This window comes from Agrobacterium sp. 22-214-1 (genome assembly GCF_053522465.1).
In genome coordinates this window covers 232,115-252,898 of the sequence record NZ_JBNWCK010000004.1, presented here as the reverse complement: position 1 = coordinate 252,898, position 20,784 = coordinate 232,115, and the positions used below count along the sequence as shown (strand labels likewise).

Annotated in this window: 10 protein-coding genes and 1 pseudogene; 6 read left to right on the top strand and 5 right to left on the bottom strand. The window is 60.6% G+C overall.

All coding sequences use genetic code 11. The features are described 5' to 3' along the window. Window positions 1-99 precede the first annotated feature (99 nt). The 6 genes from ACQZ5G_RS17245 to ACQZ5G_RS17220 all read left to right on the top strand — a co-directional run bounded on the left by ACQZ5G_RS17245 (window position 100) and on the right by ACQZ5G_RS17220 (window position 9,931). Window positions 100-2,136 (top strand): DUF4034 domain-containing protein, encoded by a 2,037-nt coding sequence (locus ACQZ5G_RS17245; RefSeq protein WP_448738398.1) that lies wholly within the window; start codon window positions 100-102, stop codon window positions 2,134-2,136. 77 nt (window positions 2,137-2,213) lie between these two features. After that, window positions 2,214-4,034 (top strand): M48 family metallopeptidase, encoded by a 1,821-nt coding sequence (locus ACQZ5G_RS17240; protein ID WP_244432192.1) that lies wholly within the window; start codon window positions 2,214-2,216, stop codon window positions 4,032-4,034. A 331-nt stretch (window positions 4,035-4,365) separates the two neighbouring features. Further along, the gene (locus tag ACQZ5G_RS17235) at window positions 4,366-6,309 is read left to right on the top strand and encodes a methyl-accepting chemotaxis protein (RefSeq protein ID WP_149743416.1); all 1,944 of its coding nucleotides are present in this window, start codon (window positions 4,366-4,368) and stop codon (window positions 6,307-6,309) included. 294 nt (window positions 6,310-6,603) lie between these two features. Continuing rightward, window positions 6,604-7,194 (top strand): FMN reductase, encoded by a 591-nt coding sequence (gene msuE / locus ACQZ5G_RS17230; protein WP_080853938.1) that lies wholly within the window; start codon window positions 6,604-6,606, stop codon window positions 7,192-7,194. A gap of 22 nt (window positions 7,195-7,216) precedes the next feature. Beyond that, window positions 7,217-8,320: a dimethylsulfone monooxygenase SfnG gene (sfnG, locus tag ACQZ5G_RS17225; RefSeq protein WP_448738397.1), complete on the top strand. Its 1,104-nt coding sequence runs from the start codon at window positions 7,217-7,219 to the stop codon at window positions 8,318-8,320. 183 nt (window positions 8,321-8,503) lie between these two features. Next, on the top strand, window positions 8,504-9,931 hold the full coding sequence (locus tag ACQZ5G_RS17220; protein WP_448738396.1) for an FAD/NAD(P)-binding protein: 1,428 nt from the start codon (window positions 8,504-8,506) through the stop codon (window positions 9,929-9,931). Between the two features lie 100 nt (window positions 9,932-10,031). On the opposite strand, the gene ACQZ5G_RS17215 is transcribed toward ACQZ5G_RS17220, so the two are convergent. The 5 genes and pseudogenes from ACQZ5G_RS17215 to ACQZ5G_RS17195 form a co-directional block, all read right to left on the bottom strand. Then, entirely contained in the window at window positions 10,032-15,218 is a 5,187-nt protein-coding gene (locus ACQZ5G_RS17215) for a beta strand repeat-containing protein (protein ID WP_448738395.1), read from the bottom strand. A 197-nt stretch (window positions 15,219-15,415) separates the two neighbouring features. Continuing rightward, complete coding sequence (glf, locus tag ACQZ5G_RS17210; RefSeq protein ID WP_448738394.1) at window positions 15,416-16,573, bottom strand: UDP-galactopyranose mutase; 1,158 nt, start codon at window positions 16,571-16,573, stop codon at window positions 15,416-15,418. Between the two features lie 102 nt (window positions 16,574-16,675). Continuing rightward, complete coding sequence (locus ACQZ5G_RS17205) at window positions 16,676-18,721, bottom strand: O-linked N-acetylglucosamine transferase, SPINDLY family protein (RefSeq protein ID WP_448738393.1); 2,046 nt, start codon at window positions 18,719-18,721, stop codon at window positions 16,676-16,678. Window positions 18,722-18,940: 219 nt separating this feature from the next. Then, a complete protein-coding gene (locus tag ACQZ5G_RS17200; protein WP_448738392.1) occupies window positions 18,941-19,906 on the bottom strand; it encodes a glycosyltransferase family 2 protein in 966 nt (321 codons plus the stop codon). A 93-nt stretch (window positions 19,907-19,999) separates the two neighbouring features. After that, window positions 20,000-20,784: pseudogene (locus ACQZ5G_RS17195) on the bottom strand (ice nucleation-like protein); the annotation flags it as partial.

Here is a 20,784-nt window from a genome sequence, read left to right as displayed (position 1 = left end):
TGAGATTTGTAAAAGTGCCGGGAAAAGTCTCCTTCCATATCTCGACACAGGGGGTTCTTTGGTGCTCCAAGGAAGGACGTATCCGCTGAGGAGCCATTCATGAAAACAGTCACAAGTTCGTCTCCCCTGCCACTGGATGGCCCGCAATGGGCGAGATTCCGTCAGCAGGATGAATTGCAAAAGGCGATGCTTGAACGGCGTTTCGACGAGGTCGAGCGTATGATCGCGGTGCTTGAGGCGGCATGGTGGCAGTCCGACGATCTGGCGGACGATCACTATATCCATCTTTCGACCGACACGGGCCTGTTCGACAGCGCGAGCGTCGACGCGGCCCTCAGACTGGAACTGCTCGATGCCTGGAGGCAGGCATACCCGGCTTCGTATCATGCAAGGCAGGTCGCCGGCCATTATTATTTCCGCCGGGCCTGTGACATCCGAACGGCGAGCTGGGCATCGGATGTTGGGGAAGACCAGTGGGCCGCCGCCCACATGGCCTGCACAATTGCGGCAGAGCATTTGCTGAAGGCGATGGCCCTTTCCGCGCGGCCTGCTCTTGCCGCGGAAACCATGATGGAGATGAGCCAGTATCTCGGGCAGCCGGATTTCGTCGATGCGCTGTTTCTGGGTACGCCCGTTGAAAAGACAGTAGCGCGCGATGAGTTGGAACCGGAGCTTTACGAGGCCGCATGCGCCCGGCTTGCCAGACACGGATTGACGCCGCCCGGCGCCATAACGGCGACGCTTCCTGCCTCGCTTCCGCCCCTGCAGCAGGGGGACGCTCAAAATCCCGGCTATTATTGGTTGCGTTACTGCCTTTCGCTTCGGCCCCGGTGGCCGGAAATCCTGGTTTCTTACGCGCAATATTTGAGCCCGCGATGGGGTGGCGATGATGGCGAGGTCGAAAAATTCGCCAAAGGCCCCTTATGTTCCGCACTGAGCGAACAGGAGCGCAATTCCGTGCGCTGGCCCGGGGTGCAGGATGCATTGACCATCCCCGATTATCCCGAACCTGGCGATACCCGCGAAATTGCCGCCCGGGAGAGGGTTTTCAAGAATTGGCTGGCGCGGGATCTCACCGATCGCCTGCGTTTCGTTTCCCTCGGAAAATACGCCAATTTCACCCATTATTCTCTCCAGGACGAAAAACTGGCGCACCAGCGCCATGTCGAATCCATCCGTTATTGCAAGGCGCCGGGAACCTATCCGGCCATTGACGGCCCGTTCCGGGACTTCACCAATCTGATGCTGATCCATCATTTCGAGGATCACGACGGCGCCTATGCAAACGTGCTGCAAACGGCCGTCCGTCGTTTTGATGAGCCGACCATGCTGACCATGGCGGCATTTGCCTGGCAGTTCGGCATGTGGGGAATAGAGGCGAACCCGGCCATCGCCACGCAGCTGGTCGACCGGGTTGCGCAACTCGAACCGCTCTACGAGCCCGATGAGTTCACGCCGATGCATGCCTGCCGGATGATCTGGGATGGAGGCTTCCAGCAGGAGTCGGCCTGGTTGACCCGCGCATTCGCTGAACGGCGCGTCTATTCGGCCGCGGCAAGCATGTATGACATCGCAACGGGATTCCGGCCCGATACAGACCCGCAACTGCTCGACGGCGACGAAGCGGGTCGCTGGCTTCAGCAGGCAGTCGAGGAGGGCGAACCGGTTGCGCTTTATAACTATGCCTGGCGGCTGGAAAATGTCGACAATCTCGATCTGTCGCTCCGGGAAAATTTCGAACGGGTTCAGGAATATTACCGTGGCGCGATGGAAGGCGGCGTGGATATGTCCCTCATTCGACTGGCGAGCGTTGATCGCAGGCATGGCACTGCGGAGGAAAAACAGCAGGCCGTCGCCAATATGAAATCCCTCATCGACTATCATGACGACCACATTGCCGGAGAGGCTTATGGCCAGGTCGTTCTCGCCTATAAATACGGCGATGGCGTTCCCAAAAGCGAGTTTATCGCCATGCAATGGTTCGACCGTTATAAGGAACTCTTCCCCGATCATTCGTCACTGGAGTGGATGGAAACGCAAGTTTATGGATCGAGCGGATTGCAGATGGCCGGGCGGGCGTTGAAGGCCTTCTTCCTCGGCAAGAAACTTTCAAGCGACCATCTCCCACCGAAATAAGCGTCGGCATGGCGGGCCCCCTCCAGTCACCGCGCGAAGGCAGATGGCGAGCCCTGGCCTGGCTCGCCTTTGGCGACATGTTCTTGTTGGCCAGCGGCCTTGCGCTGATCCTGTCGCCTCTTTTGCTTGTGTTGCTGGTGCCTTCGCGGCTTCTGCTGGTGCTTCTTACCTTGCCGGCGCTGTCATGGGTCTTTTACGGGCTGATGGTCCTGCGAGCCTATGCGGCAGTACCGCCCCCACCGGTTTCGGATGGAATATTGCTGGAGGCCGACGAGGTTCCCGCCCTTGCCGAAGAGCTTGAACGGTTGCGCCTCGCCTGCGATGCGCCAGCCTTCACGGCCGTCTATATCAATGCAGAGCTTAACGCGTCCATCTATCAGACAGGCTCCCGCGGCGGCCAGTCGAGGCATGTTCTGGTGCTCGGCCTGCCGCTTCTCGCCCTGTTGACGGGACGGCAGGCCGCGACCGTCATCGCGCATGAATACGCCCATATTTCCCGGTTGCACGGTCATTTCGCGCGCTGGGCCTATGTGGCTCGCCAACGCTGGGCGGCGCTCGGTAAATTGCATGAGCGCAATCACCGGCTGGTCACCGCGCCGCTCAGATTGTTTCTTGCCTGGTATGTGCCGCGCATGATGCGCGAGACGCTGGAGTTTTCCCGTCGCTGCGAGGCGGTTGCCGATGCGCGGGCGATCACGGTCTGCGGCGCCGACATCGCATTTGAGACGGAAATCGCTCTCACATTGCGGCAAAGAGCCCTGTCCAGCCAATTCTGGCCGGATATGTTTGCTGGGGCAGACAAGGATGACATCGCCGAGGCGCGGCCCTTCGCCCTGATGTTGACAGAGCCGGAGAACAGTCGCCCGCGAGATGGCGCGCAGGCGGCCGTCTGGCTGCATGAAGACCTCTGCCAGAAACCGGATAGTCATAGCACCCATCCCGTTTTGTCGGAGCGCATTGCCGCGACGGCGTTTGATCCGGCAGGCCCGCTTCCCGATCATCTGCCCTGGCGTCTCGAAGAGACTTCCGCTGCCACGGAATGGTTGGGGGAAGAAGCCCCCGACATCGCGGCACGGCTTGATGCAGACTGGCGCGACAAAGCCGCACGAGGCTGGCAGGACGCAAAAGACTGGCATATCCGTCAGCGCAGCGAATTCTCAAGGCTCCTGCAGCGTCGCGAACAACAGATGTTCGACGAGCAGGACTGGCTGCAACTGGCGCTGCTGGCGGAGAAATTCGATCCGTCAGGCATGCTTCGCGCCGAGGCGATCGCGGAAGGGTTGCGGTATTCGCCTGAAGAGGTGACGCTTCTACAGCTACGGGCAGAGGATATGGAGAAAGCCGGAGACATACACGGAGCGATGTCCTTGTGGCACCGTATCGGCCGGAATCCCTCTTTCTCGAAGTATCGGCTCCATCGCCACCTCTGCGAACTCTGCCTGCGGGTGGGAGACAGGCCGGCGGGGGAGCAGCATCGGCAGATCGCCGACCGCCTGTGGACGAGCGAAGATGCCGTCCGATCCGCCGCCAACCATACCGGTCTCCATCCTCACGGGTTGGAAGCATCCGAACTCACCTTGCTGCAAGGCACGCTTCATCCGCTGTTTCAGCATGCGCACGCCATCTGGCTCTGCCGCGACACGCCGCCCGGTGCGCCGGACCCGACACGATGGTTCCTTTATGTGCAGGCCTATGACGGCTGGTTCATGCGCCTCATCGGCAAATTGACCGGCGAGGAGGACAGGAACGCTTCCGCCTGCAAGCGGCTGTTTGAGCGTTTGCAGGCGCGGCTGCATCTTCATCTGCAGCTTCGTTTTATCGGGCCGAACGATCCAGTCCCGGCCCATTGCAGGCACGATAGCCTGATTGCCCGAGCGGGCACCGCCGTTGTTGCGTAGGTTACGGGTTTCCGGATAACGGCACCGGCTGCTGCCAGGCTTGAAAACGATGCTCGAACCGGTCTGCGGCGCGGCGAATTGTCAGCACTTGCCTATCCCGGGTAACACTTCATTTAGTGATTTTGTGAAATCTAAAATACGCAGGTTCCAAGGTTTCATCGGCGGAGCCGGTAGAACAAGCGGACCCATGACGACCCGCCCGGCGGCGGCTCGAAAAAGGCATCCGCTTGTCGCCCTATGAGGAGGGGCAACAGCTACCCGCGATGTTTCATTATATATTCCCCGGCCTCCTGAGAGGGCGGCTGGAGGAGTGCTTGCCTTGAGGCCATTCATGTCTTTCCTGAACAATACCAAGATAAAAACGAAGGTCGTTTTTGTCATCTCGTTGATGAGCCTGATGTCGCTTTCCGGAATAAGCTACGTCAGCCTGCAATATAAAGGCACCGACAGCGTCTATAGCGATTTCATCGGCCATGAGGCCCTTGCTGCGGTTCTGAACGCCAGAACCAGCGGGAACCTCAATGCACTCGGCATGCAGATGCTTCGCGCCAGCCTTAACGACCCGGCCAGCGCTGATTTCGAAGCTGCCGTCAAAACCTTCAGAGCCGACCGTAAGCAGCTCGAGGAACGCCAGAACAAGATCATGGAGCTGGTGCCGGCGCGCACGGATGCCGCCCGCGATATCCTCAAGGGTGTTGTCGAAGTCGAGGAGATCGGCAATCAGGTCATCGCCCTCATGCAGGCAGGGCAACGCGCCGAAGCGCAGCAGATGGCGCTCAACGTGCTTCGGAAAATTGCCGAAGTCTCGCCAAAGATCAGCGCCGGCAATGAGCAGCTCATCCAGGTCATGAATGAGGGGAGAGAACGCCTTACAGCCAGCACCAATACGACGATCTGGACGGGCCTGATTACGCTCGCGCTCGTTTCGCTGGCTGTGATCGCACTTGGCCTGCTCATTTCCTCCCGGGGCATCACCACCCCGATTGCGCGGCTTCGCGCGCGCATGGAATCGCTGGCGGCCGGTGATACGGCAAGCGAAATTTCCGGAATGGATCGCAGGGATGAAGTCGGCCAGATGGCCGCTGCGGTTCAGGCGTTTCGCGAAAGCGCAATCGAACGCCTCCGGCTTGAGAATGAAACGGAGGCCAACCGGTCGACTTCGGAAAAGGACCGGATCGAGCGCGAGAAACAGAAGGCCAGGGAAGCTGCCGACGTACAGTTTGCCGTCGACAATCTTGCCACGGCCCTTTCGAAGATCGCCCAGGGCGACGTTACTTACCGGATCGTTCAGCCGTTCGTCTCCGGTCTTGACGGTATCCGCGGCGATTTCAACCGGGCTGCGGAACAGTTGCAGTCGACCTTGAGTCAGGTGGCGCAGAACGCGCGCGGCATCGACGCCGGCGCCAATGAGATAAGGTCTGCAGCGGACGATCTGGCGAGACGCACGGAGCAGCAGGCTGCCGCCGTTGAAGAGACTGCGGCTGCGCTGGAAGAGATCACCACGACGGTGAAGGACGCCACGAAACGGGCGCAGGAAGCGGGTCACCTCGTCGGCCGTGCAAAAGTCGGCGCTGAAAAATCCGGAGAGGTGGTGCAGCAGGCCGTCGCTGCAATGGAGCAGATCGCGACATCCGCCAATGAGATTTCCAACATCATCGGCGTGATCGACGAGATCGCGTTCCAGACGAACCTTCTGGCGCTGAATGCCGGCGTTGAAGCTGCCCGTGCGGGTGAGGCGGGCAAGGGCTTTGCCGTTGTTGCGCAGGAGGTTCGCGAACTGGCGCAACGCTCCGCCGGTGCGGCCAAGGAGATCAAGAACCTGATCACGACCTCCAACGGTCAGGTTCAACAGGGCGTGCAGCTGGTTGGTGAAACCGGCAAGGCGCTGGAACTGATCGTAACGGAGGTGCAGGAAATCAACCGGCACGTTGCGGCCATCGCGGAATCGGCACAGGAGCAGTCCTCCGGTCTTCAGCAGATCAATACGGCCGTGAACCAGATGGATCAGGATACCCAGAAGAACGCCGCCATGGTGGAGGAAAGCACGGCCGCCAGCCACGGGCTTGCACGCGAGGCGTCTTCGCTCAACGGGCTGATCGCGCAGTTCAAACTGTCCGAAGGCGGTTATGGCGAGGCCTCCGCGCCCGTTCGCACGGCATCGGTCGCCGACAGGCCCGCAGCATCTCCCGCACGTGCGCTTGGCGGCAGGATAAGGGCGGCGTTTTCAGGCAATGCCGCGTTGAATACCGCCCCCGACAACTGGGAGGAGTTTTGATCCTTGCCCTGCCTTTACGTCGCCTTCAGTTGAGGCGCTGAAAGCATCGCTCTAAATATTGGCACCGGGGATCGGAGATCCCCGGTGTCCTGCTTTTGGGCAATATCCGCTCGGCCGGGGCATGAGCGGCTTTCCGCTTCGGCGCTTGCAGCGACCGCCTTGCCCCGTGTGAAACAGTCGGCGCTTCGGCTCAATACGCGAAAGCATTTCTCAAAATATACGGCTTTTGGAATGAGCGTCTTTGATAGACTATTAAAAACATAGAAAATACACACAAAAGAAGGGCGAATGGATATGAAGATCCTTGGCATTTCCGGTAGTGTGAAGCGGCCATCCCGCACGGCGCATGTCGTTGAACGAATTGTTGCCGCGATCGGGCGGACGGCGAAGGTTGAAACCGACCTCATCGATCTTGCCGATGCCGCCCCGGTTCTATTTCGTGCATTGCGCGCAGATGAGCTCGACGAGGCCGGGCGTGCGATTGTCGATGCCGTGGAGGCTGCCGATGTGCTCGTCGTCGGTTCGCCGGTCTATCGCGCCTCCTATACGGGCGCGCTCAAGCATTTATTCGACCTCGTCGATTTCCGTGCCCTGCAGGGTCGACGCGTGATCCTTGCCGCGACCGGCGGCTCGCCGCTGCATGGCCTGATGCTGGAACACCAGTTCCGTCCGCTGTTCGGCTTCTTCGGCGCTGTTACCGTGCCGACCACGGTTTATGCCGTCGAGGCGGATTTTACCGGATACACGCTTTCAAACCCGGCTGTCGAAGCGCGCATTGAGCGCGCCGTCGCCGATCTGTTCGAGCTTTTACCCGCCAAAGCGCTTGGCGGCGGCGATCACCATCCGACCCTTTCCGTCGTTTCACGCGAAGCGGCTGCCAACTGAGATTGCAAGAGAGGAATTTATCATGACCGCACGCACAGCCGAGCCCGTTAAATTCGCCTATTGGGTTCCGAATGTTTCCGGTGGCCTCGTCATCTCGAATATCGAGCAACGCACCAGCTGGACCATCGACTATAACCGCAAGCTCGCGCAGATCGCGGAAGCGAGCGGTTTTGATTATGCGCTGAGCCAGATTCGATTCACGGCCGGTTACGGCGCCGAGTTCCAGCATGAATCTGTGTCTTTCAGCCATTCCCTGCTGGAGTCGACAAAGACGCTGAAGGTCATTGCCGCCATTTTGCCGGGGCCGTGGAACCCGGCGCTCGCTGCAAAACAGATTGCCACGATTAACCACCTCACCAATGGCCGCGTCGCGGTCAACATTGTTAGCGGCTGGTTTCGCGGCGAGTTCCATGCCATCGGCGAACCGTGGCTCGATCACGACGAGCGCTATCGTCGCTCGGAGGAGTTCATCCGTGCATTGCGCGGCATCTGGACGGAAGACAGCTTCACCTTCCGCGGCGATTTCTATCGATTCAACAATTATTCCCTGAAGCCGAAACCGATCGATCCGCAGCCTGAAATCTTTCAGGGCGGTTCTTCGCGCGCAGCCCGCGATATGGCGGCCCGCGTTTCCGACTGGTATTTCACTAACGGTAATACCCCGGAAGAAATTGCAAGGCAGGTCGATGACATCCGTGCCAAGGCGGCTGAGAACAATCATTCGGTCAAGGTCGGCGTAAATGCCTTCGCCATCGTGCGTGAGACGGAGGAAGAGGCAAAGGCCGTGCTTGCCGAAATCATCGAGAAGGCCAATCCGGAAGCAGTCAATGCGTTTGGCCATGAGGTGAAGAATGCCGGCAAGGCCTCCCCGGAAGGAGAGGGCAACTGGGCGAAATCCAGCTTCGAGGATCTCGTTCAGTACAATGACGGTTTCCGCTCAAACCTCATCGGCACCCCCCAACAGGTGGCGGAACGCATCGTGCGCCTGAAGCGCGCCGGCGCCGATCTCATCCTGCTCGGTTTCCTGCATTTCCAGGAGGAGGTCGAGTATTTCGGCAAGCACGTCATTCCGCTGGTGCGCGCACTCGAAGGGGCCGAAGAAAGCGCGGCGATTGCAGCCGAATAACGCAGGCAGAAAAGGTGGAGCGGCGGCCTTTGCCGCTCATCCGCCGAAAGTGCCGCAGCCGAACCGGACGGGACGAATACGTTCGAACCTGCGCGGCCTGACACGCATCGCTGTGAATTTTTCATCCCGGCTGCTAAAATTGGACGTTATTCGGGGCGTGCCGCCGAGATCGCGTGAGTTGAAATGTCAGTGAGCCGGAAGAATGCCATTATCGCCATCATAGGCGGTGGATTTAGCGGGACAGCGATTGCCCTTCATCTCCATCGAGCCGCTGGGGCGTTCGAAAATGTGCGGATCGTCGTGTTCGAGCCGAGAGCGGCATTGGGTGCGGGGCTTGCCTATTCCACGCCGGAGCCGGCCAACCGGATCAACGTGCCGGCCGGGCGCATGACGCTTTATCCTGATGATCCGGATAATTTCCTCCATTATCTCGACAGGTCGAACGCGCTTGCGGGCGATGCAGCAGCGGTTTTGCCCGACGGGCAGGCCTATCCGCAACGCAGGGTCTTCGGCGCGTATGTCGCGGCCGAGATCGCGCCCCTGCTGGATGCTGGCATCGTTGAGCACAGGCGCAGCACTGTGGAACATGTGGCCCGCCATGCGGATGGCTGGGAGCTGCAAACCGCAGACGGCGATAGCCACTTCGCGAACATCGTGGTGGTTGCGACAAGCCATCCGCCGCCGGCGCTTCCGCAGGTGTTGAAACCGCTTGCCGGTCATCCGAAACTGGTGGCGGACTTGAATGCGGACGCTGCGCTGGAAAATATCGCTGCGGGTGACCGCATTCTGATCGTCGGCAATGGCTTGACCGCGGCTGATGCCTTTGCCGCGCTCCACCGGCGCGGCCATCATGCGCGGGTCGTCTCGCTGTCGCGCCGCGGCTTGCGGTCGCGTGGCCATCCGGCCTTGCCGCAGGAACCCTACGGCGATTTTGTCGATCCGCCGTCCAAAAGCGCGTCGGAACTATTGCGGCGGATTCGAGAGGCTGTACGAGTGTCGCAGGCGGGCGGTGCGAGCTGGCATGGCGTTCTGGACGCCGTTCGCCTGCAGGGACGCGACATATGGCGGAACCTTCCGCTGATCGAAAAGCGCAGGGTGGTGCGGTGGCTGCGGCCCTTCTGGGACGCGCACCGGTTCAGGATCGCGCCGCAGGTGGAGAAACTTCTGGATGAGGCCATAATTTCGGGCCGGTTACAGATCGTCGCCGGGTCGCTTGTGTCCGCAAAGGCTGGCGAAGACGGTTCGTTGCATGTCGATCTGCGGTTTCGCGGTAAAAGGGACATCGCGCGGCTCGATGTCGATGCGATTGTCGTGACGACCGGTCCCGCCCATGGTGGAATTCTGAAATCGCAGGCTTTTCTTTCCGGTCTGGAGCAGGCGGGTCTTCTGACCTTTTGCCCGACGGGGCTGGGCATCCACTGCGACGAGCGATCCCGCGCCATCGATAGCCGCGGCCAGGCCATTGAAACGCTGCTGATCGGCGGTCCGCTGGCGCGCGGAACCTTCGGTGAGCTGATGGGCCTGCCCCAGGTTACCGAGCATGCGATCTTCGTTGCCGGAGAAATCGCACGGAACCTTGCGCCAGCGACGAGCAGCCCGGCCCCGGTCTGAACGCAAACCGACGCATGGTTGATGAGCCGGCGAAATGGCGGCTGCCATCAGGCGACGGCAGCTATCCCGGCCCGGTTATTTCCCTATTCGCAGGCTAAAGTCAGACGTCCAGATAGGACAAAATGGTTGCAGCGACGTCGGACGCCTCCTGCGTTTCACTCGAAGCCTCCACTGAGGTGCTGGTCGCGCTGTCCTGGGTCGAAGTCGTCTCGTCGGTGGTTGAGATCAGGGAGGCGATATCCTGCACAGAGCTGTTGGTGGTCTTGGCGCTGTTCAAGGCCGTAACCTGCGCCGATGTCATGGCGGCGACCTGGCCTGGCGTGAAGGCCGCCGCCTGGGATGCCGTCAGGGCAGCGAGCGTACCGGTGCCCAATCCCGAGATCGCGCTCGAACTCAGGCTGATGATCTGCTCGGTGGAAAATGCCGTCAGGTCGTCGCCGCCAAGCGCGGCTGCCTGCAGCGCGTTGAGGACGCTGACCTGTGACAGTGACAGCGCTCCGATTTGCGCGGACCCCATCGCCGCGACCTGACCGTAGCTCAGCGCAGCCACCTGGCCCGTCGTCAATGCGGCGATCTCCTGAGACGACAGGGAGGCCACGACGGTGGCGGACAGTCCCTTTATCGCCGTCGAACTGATGGCGGCGAGTTCGCCGGTCGAGAATGCATCCAGATCATCCGCCGTCAATCCCGCAAGTCCGGCCGAACTCAATGCGGCGATCTGGCTGGTGGAGAGTGCTTCGATCTGGTCCTTGCCGAGGGCATTGATCTGATCGCTGGTCAATCCGGCGACGCCAGCCGTGCTCAGGGCCGCAACCTCGGCGGTGGAAAGAGCGGCGATAAAGTCCGTGGACAGTCCCTTTATCGCGCTTGAGCCGATAGCCGCGAGTTCCTCCGTCGAGAAGGTTTCCAGCATCTCCGCGGACAGGCCCTTGAGCGCATCCGAATTCAGCGATGCTATCTGCCGGGTGGATAATGTCTGGACCTGTTCAATGCTCAACGCGCCGGTCTGTGCGCTGCCAAGGCCCGCAATCGCCTTGGCGTCCAGAGCCGCTATCTGGCTGACGGAAAGGGAGGCGATGTCGGCCGTATTCAGGGCCGCAACCTGTTTGGAGGTGAGGGCGCCGATCTGCGCATTGGTCAGTGCGCTTACCTGACCGGTGCCGAGAGCCGCGATCTGATCCGTGGTCAGGCCCGGTATTGCCGCCGCGCCCAGCGCGGCGATCTGAGCGGTCGTCAACGAGGCGATGGTCGCTGTCGACAGGCCCGCGACCGCATTCGAACTGATGGCGGCCAGCTCGGCGACAGTGAATGTATCGAGATCGCCGGCGCTGAGGGCCGCGATCTGTTTCGAGCTGAAAGTGCCGATCTGACTGCTGGTCAGGGCCTCGACCTGAAGGGTGTCGAGGGCCGTGATCTGATCGGTGGTCAGGCCCGCCGTGCCCGCCGTGCTGAGGGCGGCGATCTGGGCTGCCGAGAGCGAGGCGATACTGGCGACGCTCAGAGCCGCAACCTGCCTGGAGGTGAGGGCGGCGATCTGGGCGCTGGTGAGGGCATCCACCTGACCGGTGCCGAGGGCCGCGATCTGGGCGGTGGTCAGGCCGGGTACTGCCGCCGCGCCGAGGGCTGCGATCTGCGCCGTCGTCAGCGAAGCGATTGCCGCTGTCGACAGGCCCGAGATCGCGCTCGAGCTGATGACAGCCAGCTCGGCGGCGGTAAATGTATCAAGGCCACCGGCGCTGAGGGCCGCAATCTGTTTTGCGCTGAGGACGCCGATCTGAGCACTGGTGAAGGCCTCGACCTGAGCGGTGTTGAGAGCGGCGATCTGATCGGTGGTCAGGCCCGCTATGCCCGCCGTACTGAGGGCGGCTATCTGGGTTGCCGAAAGCGAGGCGATGCTGGCCACGCTGAGGGCGGCAACCTGTCTGGAGGTGAGGGCGCCGACCTGAATACTGATCAGGGCGTCGACTTGATCGCTCGTCAGGACGGCGACCTGCCCGGTGTTCAGCCCTCCAACGCCAGCCGCACTCAAGGCCGCGACCTGGGCCGTGGTCAGCGATGCTATGGTTTCCGTTGACAAGCCCGGGATGGCATTTGAACTGATCGCAGCAATGTCCTTGGTCGAGAACGTTGCCATATCGTCCGTACCCAAGACCGCAATCTGTTTCGAGCTGAGAGCACCGACCTGTGTATCGGTCAAAGCCTCGACCTGCGCGGTGTCGAGGGCTGCGATCTGGTCAGTGGTCAGGCCCGTTATGCCCGCAGTGCTGAAGGCGGCTATCTGGACTGCTGAAAGCGAGGCGATGTCAGCCACGCTCAAGGCCGCAACCTGTTTGGAGGTGAGTGCCGCGATTTGGGTACTGGTCAGGGCGTCCACCTGATCGCCAGTAAGCGCTGCGACCTGTCCGGTGCTCAACCCGCCAATGCCAGCCGTACTCAGCGCTGCGATCTGCGCTGTTGTCAGCGACGCTATGGTTTGCGTGGACAGGCCCGGAATGGCATTCGAACTGAGGGCGGCAATGTCCTTGGTCGAGAACGTCGCCATATCCTCCGCGCTCAGGACCGCTACCTGCGTCGAGCTGAGAGCGCCGACCTGGGCGCTGGTCAAGGCCTCGACCTGAGCGGTGCTGAGGGCGGCGATCTGCGCGGTGTTCAACGCACCGATGCTTTGCACGTTCAGGGCGGCAATCTGCGCTGTCGTCAGGGAGGCGATGGTCTCTGCCGACAATCCGGCGATCGCACTGGAACTGATCGCGGCGATATCCTTGGTCGAGAATGTCGCAATGTCGTCCGCGCTCAAGGCGGCGATCTGTTTCGAGCTGAGAGCGCCGACCTGGGCGGTGGTCAAGGCTTCGACCTGGGCGATACTCAAGGCGGCGATCTGCGCGGTGCTCAACGCACCGATGCTTTGTACATTCAGGGCGGCAATCTGGGTTGTCGTCAGGGAAGCGAGGGTTTCTGCCGACAGTCCTGCGATTGCGCTGGACGTGATCGCGGCGATGTCCTTGGTTGTGAATTTCGCCAGATCGTCCGTCCCCAGCTGCGAAATCTGTGTGGAGCCGAGATTGACGATCTGCGCGCTCGTTAAGGCTTCGGCCTGGCTGGTGGTGAGGGTCGCCAGCTGCTGCGCGCTTAGTCCCGTAATGCCCGCAGCGCTCAGGGAGGCGATCTGGGCTGTCGAAAGAGCGGCTATGTCGTCTGTGCCGAGGGTGGCAATTTGTGCCGCGCTCAACCGCGCCATCTGCTTGGTCGACAGCCTGGAAACCTGATCGGTGCTGAGGGCGGCGATCTGGCCGGTCGAAAGTCCGAGGATGCCGGAGGTGCTCATTGCCGCAAGCTGGGCCACGGAAAGCGATGCTATATTGTCCGTGCTCAATGCCGCAATCTGTCCCGAGCCGAAAGCCGCGATCTGGGCCGTGGTCAGGGCCGCGAACTGATCGATGCTGAGGGCCGCAACCTGATCGCTGGTCAGGCCCTTGATGCCCGATGTGCTCAACATGGCCGTTTGGCTGGTGGACAGGGCGGCCACATCGTTGCCCAGGGCGGCGACCTGAACCGAGCTCAACGCCTTGATCTGCGCGGTGGATAGAAGGCTGACCTGATTGCCGCTCAGGGCTTCGATCTGATCGGAAGTGAGGCCGGCAATGGCGCTGGTGGTGAGGGCGCCGATCTGAGCCGTGGTGAAGGCCGCGATAACATCGGTGTTCAAGCCCGACATGGCTTTATTCGTGATCGCTGCGATATCGGCGGTCGAGAATGTCGCCAAATCCTCGATGCTCAGGGCTGCAAGCTGCGCTGAACTCAGGGACTTCACCTGCGTCGGCGACAGCGCCTCGACCTGCTCGGTGCTCAGAACTTCGATCTGATCGGCCGTCAGGCCGGCAATGGCGCTGGTGGTCAGGGCGGCGATCTGGGCGGTGGACAGCGCCGCGATTGCATCCGCGCTCAGGCCGGACATGGCTTTGCCGGTGATCGCCGCGATATCGGCGGTCGAGAATGTTGCTATGTCCTCCGCGCTCAGGGCCGCAAGCTGGATCGAGCTCAGCAACTTCACCTGTGCCGAGGACAGGGCCTCCACCTGCTGGGTGCTGAAGGCTTCGATCTGGTCGGCTATCAGGTTTGCGACCACGCCGGTGCTGAGGGCGGCAATCTGAGCGGTTGACAGGGCCTCGATCTGAGCAGCGCTCAAGGCCTGGAACTGCGCTACGCCGAGGGCGTTCATCTGGGCCGTCGTCAATGCGGCGATCTGCTCTTTGGTCAGCGTGCTGATCGTCTCCGTGCCCAGACGGGGCATGGCTTTGCCGGTGATCTCCGCTATATCGGCGGTTGAGAATGTCGCGATGTCTTCCGCGCTCAGGGCCACGAATTGCGCCGCGCTCAGCGACCTCACCTGTTCCGGCGACAGGGCTTCGACCTGGCTGGTGCTTAAGGCGGCAATGTGCGTCGTCTTGAGTGCGGCAATCTGCGCCGTGGTCAATGCGGCGATCTGGGCGGTGCTCAGGGTTTCGATCTGGTCGATCGTCAGACCGGCAATCGTGCTTGCGCTGAGGGCGGCGATCCGATCCGGGCTAAATGCTGCGATTGCCTCGGTGCTGAGGCCCGGCATGGCCTTGACGGTAATCGCCGCGATGTCGGCGGTCGAGAATGTCGCTATATCGTCTGTGCCGAGGGCAGCGAGTTGCATCGAGCTCAGCACTTTGACCTGCGCCGGCGACAGGGCTTCGGCCTGTTCCGGGTTCAGGACCGCGATCTGGTCGGTCGTCAGGCTCGCAACGGCGCTCGTGCTCAGGGCCGCGATCTGATCCGGGGTCAGCCCTGCGATCACCTCGGTGCTCAAGCCCGGCATGGCTTTGCTCGTGATTGCGGCGATGTCGGCGGTTGAGAACGTCGCTATATCTTCCGCGCTCAGGGCGGCAATTTGCGTCGCATTGAGGGCGCGCACCTGAGATGAGGTCAAAGCCTCCGCCTGTTCCGTCGTCAGGGCATGGAGCTGGGTGGTGGTGAGCGCAGAAATCTGGCTCGAATTCAGGCTTTTGATGGCGTACTGATCGAGAATATTGAGCTGATCCAGTGTCAAGCCAACGATGGCGCCCTGCGAAATGGCGCTCAACTGTTGTGAGTTGAGGACTTTGACATCCTCCACATCCAGTGCCGCGATCTGGGCCGACGAGAGCGCTTTGATCTGCGTTGTGGAAAGCGACGCCACGTCGTCGGTTGTCCAGGCCGCGACCGCCTCTGTCGAAAGATATCTGATCTGATTGACGTTCAGGGAAGAAATGATCGACGTCATGTCTGAAAAATCCTAAAGTCCAGGCCCAACAGGTGGATTTTCCGCCCGAGCCCCCCCGGAGGGGCATCGGTTACTCAGGTCCACCATTTTTCAGATGTTGAGTACGCAATCGGGCTTGCCTGAACCTGAAGTTGCTACGCTTCGGCCGCCGGAGCGTTAAGTGCCTGCATTTATGGAAGAGAACGAGCGTGTCCGCCTCAAACGGGTGAATGCAGAAATGCCGGCATGGGAGCGCCCTCCGCTCGCCGGGCGAGATAGAGCCGGGCGGTGTCGAGCGCCTCGCGAATGGTCGCATCCATGTCGAGATAACGATAGGTCCCGAGCCGCCCGACAAAGGTTACCGACGCTTCCCGTTCGGCGCGCGCCACATATTCGGCGAGCTGTTCTTTGTCCTCGACCAGCCGGATGGGATAGTAGGGAATGTCCTGCGGGCCGCATTCATGGGAGAACTCCCTGTAGCAGACGGAGCCGGTATGGTCTTCCCACGGAGAAAAGTGCTTGTGTTCCGTGATGCGGGTAAAGGGCACCGAAACGTCGCCATAATTCATCACCGCACAGCCCTGGTAGTCGCCGTCATAGGTGAAGCGTTCGAAATTAAGCGTCCGATACGCCAGACGGCCGAATTCGAAGTCGAAATAGCCGTCGAGCGGACCGGAATAGAAGACGTGTGCAGAGGCAGGCGCTTCGGCGCGCTGGAAATGTGTGCCAAGTTTGACGCTGATGTTCGGATGATCGAGGATGCGTTCGATCATATCGGTATAGCCGGTTTCCGGCATGCCCTGATATTTGTGGAAAAAGTAGTTGTCGTCATAGTTGAAGCGCACGGGCAGGCGTTTCAGGATCGAGGCCGGCAGTTGCGTCGGCGAGCAGCCCCATTGTTTCTCGGTGTATCCCTTGAAGAAGGCTTCATAGAGATCGCGGCCGACGAAGCGCAACGCCTGCTCTTCGAAGGTCTGTGGATCAGTAATCGACTTGTCGGCCTTTTCCTCGATGAAGGCTCTGGCTTCATCTGGCCGGAAATTCCTGCCGAAGAACTGGTTGATCGTGTGCAGATTGACCGGCAGCGAATAGACGCGCTCGCCGCTCGTCGTTTTGACCCGGTTCTTGTAAGGCATGAATGTCTGAAAGCTGTTCACATAGTCCCAGACTTCCTTGTCGTCGGTATGGAAAATATGTGGACCGTAAACATGCACCATAACGCCGGTCTCACCGTCGCGTTCGGTGTGGCAATTGCCGGCAATGTGATCGCGGGCATCGACGATATCGACCCTGTGGCCTGCCAGCGCCAGCTCCCGGCCGATGACCGCGCCGGAAAGCCCGGCGCCCACAATGACAATTCTTTCGTCCGCGAACATTGGTAATCAGTCCCGTTCATATGTCGCCCGGCGGGCGGTCGAGATTTGCATCGAAGAGGTGCCGTGCAGCGCATGCCCCGGCCGGTCGAGACTATCCCCTGCTCAGTTATCCGGTTTCCGCCAGAGGCGATTGTCATAGGGAATTGGCGAATAGTCGTGCCATTGGGCGAGTTTCTTGAGATAGCGATTGCGATAGCTCTGCTCGTCTTCGAACTCTATGTTCTCGAAAACGGCTTCCGCGCCCAGCTCGTAATAAAGATCGAGATTGCCAAGATCCGGCACCGGCGTCTCGCCGCGTTCGCATTCGCCCTGCATTTGCCAGAACAGCTCTTCGAGACGGCGCGCCAGAGCGGGAATATCCCGCAATACGCTGGTATCCCGCTGTCGGGCGATCGATTCCCTGACCTCCAGAAGCTTCTTCCGGTCGCGTTCGAAACCGATGGCGCGGGCGACATAGTCTTCCGGCGAAGAACAAATCATTTCCGGAACGCCCGCTGCGGTGACGATGCTGCCGCAGAAGCGTGCCGCAAATGTCTTGCCGGACATGGTGAGGACGGGCAGGCCGGATGTTATGGCGTCCGCGGCCGTGGAGTGAGCGCCATAGGGGAACGTGTCCAGAAACAGATCGGCAACGCCGATACGGGCGATGTGCTGCGGGTTCGGAACCTTCGGCGCAAAGACGAGCCGGTCAGGTGAGACGCCGCTTTTTTCTGCGATGGCCTGCAGGTGCTGATTGACGTCTTCATCGCCTGCCAGCAGCCATAACAGGCTGCCCGGCGTCTGCGACAGGATCGTCATCCATCGCGCAAAGCAGCTTTCGGTAATCTTCTGCATGCCGTTGAAGCTGGCATAGACGAACGCATCCTCCGGCAATCCGACCTCGGCCCGGCTTGGCCGGGCGGCGATGGGCCGCTTGCGGTCTAGCGGCTGGTCGCAGGCGATGCGCAGGACCTTTTCGGAGTAATAGATGTCGTTCTCCGGCGGGATCATGTAGCCGTCCGAAATCAGGTACTGATGGAACGGGCTTCCCATCGATCCCGGGTAACCGCAGAAACTGACGATGACCGGCGCGGGGCGATAGGCGAAAATCTTCGTGCGCGCGTCCTTGGTGTAGCCGTTCACGTCGATCAGAATATCGATTTCGTCGGAGATGATCTGCGAGGCCGCAGCGGCATCGTCCAGGCCATGGATATCCCGCCAGCAATGGACCGCTGCCTTGATCCGCTCCTGCGTGCTGTCCGTGTTGCGGACGTTACCGCAATAATAGGCGAAGACCTCAAGGCTGTCCTTGTCATGCAATTCCAGAACCTCGCAGAGAGCGAAGCCCACGGCATGATCCCGAAGATCCGACGAGAGGTAACCGACGCGCAGTCGTTCACCGGTTCCGGACTTCAGCTTCGGCGACCTGCGCGGAAAACGGCTGAGGTCCGGCCGCGTGCCGACCACCGTTTTGCTATAGCGGTATGCCTTGGCCAGCTGGAACATAGGATCGTCGGCGTAACAGCTCAGCGTCAGCGAGGACATCGCATCGAGCATCTTGCGCGCAGAGACGTGGTTTGAAGGAGCAAGCACCGGCCACTTGCACTGGCGCTGCCGCAACGACACCCAGTGCTGGCCTGCCTCCGGCAATTCCGGCCGCAGCTCGAATGCCTGCAGCAGAGCGGTTTCAGCGTCCTCGAGCTTTCCGGCGCCTTCAAGAACCCGGCCGATGTTCTGCAGGGCCATGTGCCGATGGCCGATCGCTTCGGCGTCGAGGTGCTTCGTCGTTTCGGCATAATGCGACCACTGTTCCACGGCCTGGCCGATCAACCCGCTATCTTCGAGGACACGACCGAGATTGATGTAACCGGGAGCGAATTGCGGATTGGCCTTCAAACAGGCGCGGAACGCCTGGACGGCGCCCGCGCGGTCGCCAAGCTGGCTGAGCGCAACGGCATAGTTGAAATAGGCGAGATGAATGACGGGATTGTTGTCGTTGAACGCAACCCAGGTCTTGTAGAGTTCCGCAGCCGCGGCTCGCTGACCGGCAGCACTGAGCGCCTCGGTTACGCTCAGCAGATCCATGAGACTCATCCGCTGGTTCCGCGCAAGATCAAGGGCGCTGGGAGCGGCGGCGTCGTTTGAAGGTGAGACGGGATTGGCGGTCATGACATCCTGCGGCAAGCGACAAAGGGTCGAAGATAAGAACAGCCTGTTGATGGGCCGTCCTTAGCTATCGCAGGTAACTTGCCTGTGGCTGGATGTGTTTGAAGCGGGGTTGCTTGCCCAGATCAGCCGGTGGCGTGGCCGGACGAAGTTTCCTCCCGGTCAGGCGCCGGCTTCCGGGAGATTGATGCTGTCATGCCGCAGTAAGGATCGCTCTCATGTCTAACGATGAGAGTATTTCATCCTGTAGCTCGCCAGCGCGATCGACGGGTTGATCCGATAGACACTGTCGAAGTCTTCATCCGTGAAGTATTGATATGAATGTGCGACATATTCGCGGAAAAGACCGTGCAGGTCCTGCCGCATCTGCTTGGCCGCCCATTCCAGCAAACCCGCCTTGAAGACGATGAAGATCGGGTAATATTTTGCCCTGAAGATCGGATTGTCCAGGAAAAGCTTTTCGATGTCTCTCAGCGCCGCGAACATCTCAAGCCGGCGCTCGTCGAACGTGCTCGTATGTTGCTCCCGCCCCGGGACGAGGCGGTGTGTTGTCAGGCTGCTGTTAATGGCCAGAAACCGTCCGGCATTCATATAGACCGCCCAATGCGGCAGGATATCTTCGTTGATCCGCGCCGTGGAGAATCGCCAGTTCGTCCGGCGAATGAAAGATGTCCGCAGTATCTTGTTCCACGGGTAATTGATCGTCACCAGGAATTGCGCGGTCGAGTCGAGGTCGATCATTGCGCTGTCGCGGCTGCCGAGGACGCTATCCCAGATATTCTTGTCGATAGGCGCCATTTCTCCGGCAGGACCATCGGCCGTTCTCAGCACGCTATATCTGAATGCGGCGACATCGATATTCGTCTCATCCATCAAGGGCAGAACGGTATCGACGGCTCCTTCATGCAGGAGGTCGTCAGCATCGTGAAACAGGCAATATTCGCTGTCGATGGTCGCCAGCGCCCTGTTGCGGGCAACGCCCGGCCCGGTGTTCGTCTCGCTGCGCATCAGCCTTATATTGTCGTGCCGCGCGATGTGTTGCTCGACGATGTCGCAGGTATTGTCGGTGGAGGCATCGTCGACGACGACGATATCCATCTCGGTTTCATTGCGCAGAACACTGTCGAGTGTCTCGCCGATAAGACTGGCCATGTTATAGGCCGGGATGATGACGGATATTTTTGCCATGACAGATACTGAATGTCCTCTGGGGCATTCTGCAATTAAAATGTTACGACGCGGCCTGAGCCGCGTCGCAGGTTTTGTCGGGTCGTTTAAGGCTTATACTGCCCTGTAGGCTTTGATGACCGCCTCGACCTGTGCATCGTTCATTGTGCTCAGCTGCTGGGCTGAGAGTGCACCGGCCTGGCTGCTGCTGAGACCAGCGATGGCAGCGGTGGAAAGGCCTGCGATGGCATTGGCGCTGATGGCCTTGATCTCGTCGGTCGAGAAGAGGCCCAGTTCAGTGCTGTTCAGGGTCGCGATCTGCGCGGAGCTGAGGCCGGAGACCTGATCGGAGTTGAGGGCTGCGATCTGGTCGGTCGACAGGGCTGCGAACTGCGCCGAGGAGAGCGCTGCCGCCTGTGCTTTGCTGAGGGCGGCGACGTTGCCGGTGCTCAGCTTGCTGGCGTCGATGCCGGCGAGGGCCTTGGTGCTGATCGCCTTGATCTCGTCGGTCGAGAAGGTGGCAAGGCTGTCGGAGGACAGAGCGTTAAGCTGCGTCGAAGACAGGCCGGCGATCTGCGTCTTGGTCAGAGCGGCGGCGTTTTCAGTGCCGAGACCAGCCAGGGTAAGACCGGCGATGGCGGTGGCGCTGATGGCCTTGATTTCATCGGTCGAGAACAGAGCCAGTTCGGCGCTGCTCAGGGTCGCAATCTGAGCGGAGCTGAGACCGGAGACCTGCTCCGAACCGAGGGCCTTGATCTGATCGGTCGACAGAGCTGCGAACTGTGCCGAAGAGAGCGCTGCCGCCTGTGCTTTGCTGAGGGCGGCGACGTTGCCGGTGCTCAGCTTGGTGACGTCGAGGCCGGCGAGGGCCTTGGTGCTGATCGCCTTGATCTCGTCGG

Bases quoted from the DNA above. Each gene is read 5' to 3' on its own strand.
- ACQZ5G_RS17220 (WP_448738396.1), top strand. From the start codon at position 8,504: ATGTCAGTGAGCCGGAAGAATGCCATTATCGCCATCATAGGCGGTGGA.
- glf (WP_448738394.1), bottom strand. From the start codon at position 16,573: ATGTTCGCGGACGAAAGAATTGTCATTGTGGGCGCCGGGCTTTCCGGC.
- ACQZ5G_RS17215 (WP_448738395.1), bottom strand. From the start codon at position 15,218: ATGACGTCGATCATTTCTTCCCTGAACGTCAATCAGATCAGATATCTT.
- ACQZ5G_RS17245 (WP_448738398.1), top strand. From the start codon at position 100: ATGAAAACAGTCACAAGTTCGTCTCCCCTGCCACTGGATGGCCCGCAA.
- ACQZ5G_RS17235 (WP_149743416.1), top strand. From the start codon at position 4,366: ATGTCTTTCCTGAACAATACCAAGATAAAAACGAAGGTCGTTTTTGTC.
- ACQZ5G_RS17205 (WP_448738393.1), bottom strand. From the start codon at position 18,721: ATGACCGCCAATCCCGTCTCACCTTCAAACGACGCCGCCGCTCCCAGC.
- ACQZ5G_RS17200 (WP_448738392.1), bottom strand. From the start codon at position 19,906: ATGGCAAAAATATCCGTCATCATCCCGGCCTATAACATGGCCAGTCTT.
- ACQZ5G_RS17240 (WP_244432192.1), top strand. From the start codon at position 2,214: ATGTTCTTGTTGGCCAGCGGCCTTGCGCTGATCCTGTCGCCTCTTTTG.
- sfnG (WP_448738397.1), top strand. From the start codon at position 7,217: ATGACCGCACGCACAGCCGAGCCCGTTAAATTCGCCTATTGGGTTCCG.
- msuE (WP_080853938.1), top strand. From the start codon at position 6,604: ATGAAGATCCTTGGCATTTCCGGTAGTGTGAAGCGGCCATCCCGCACG.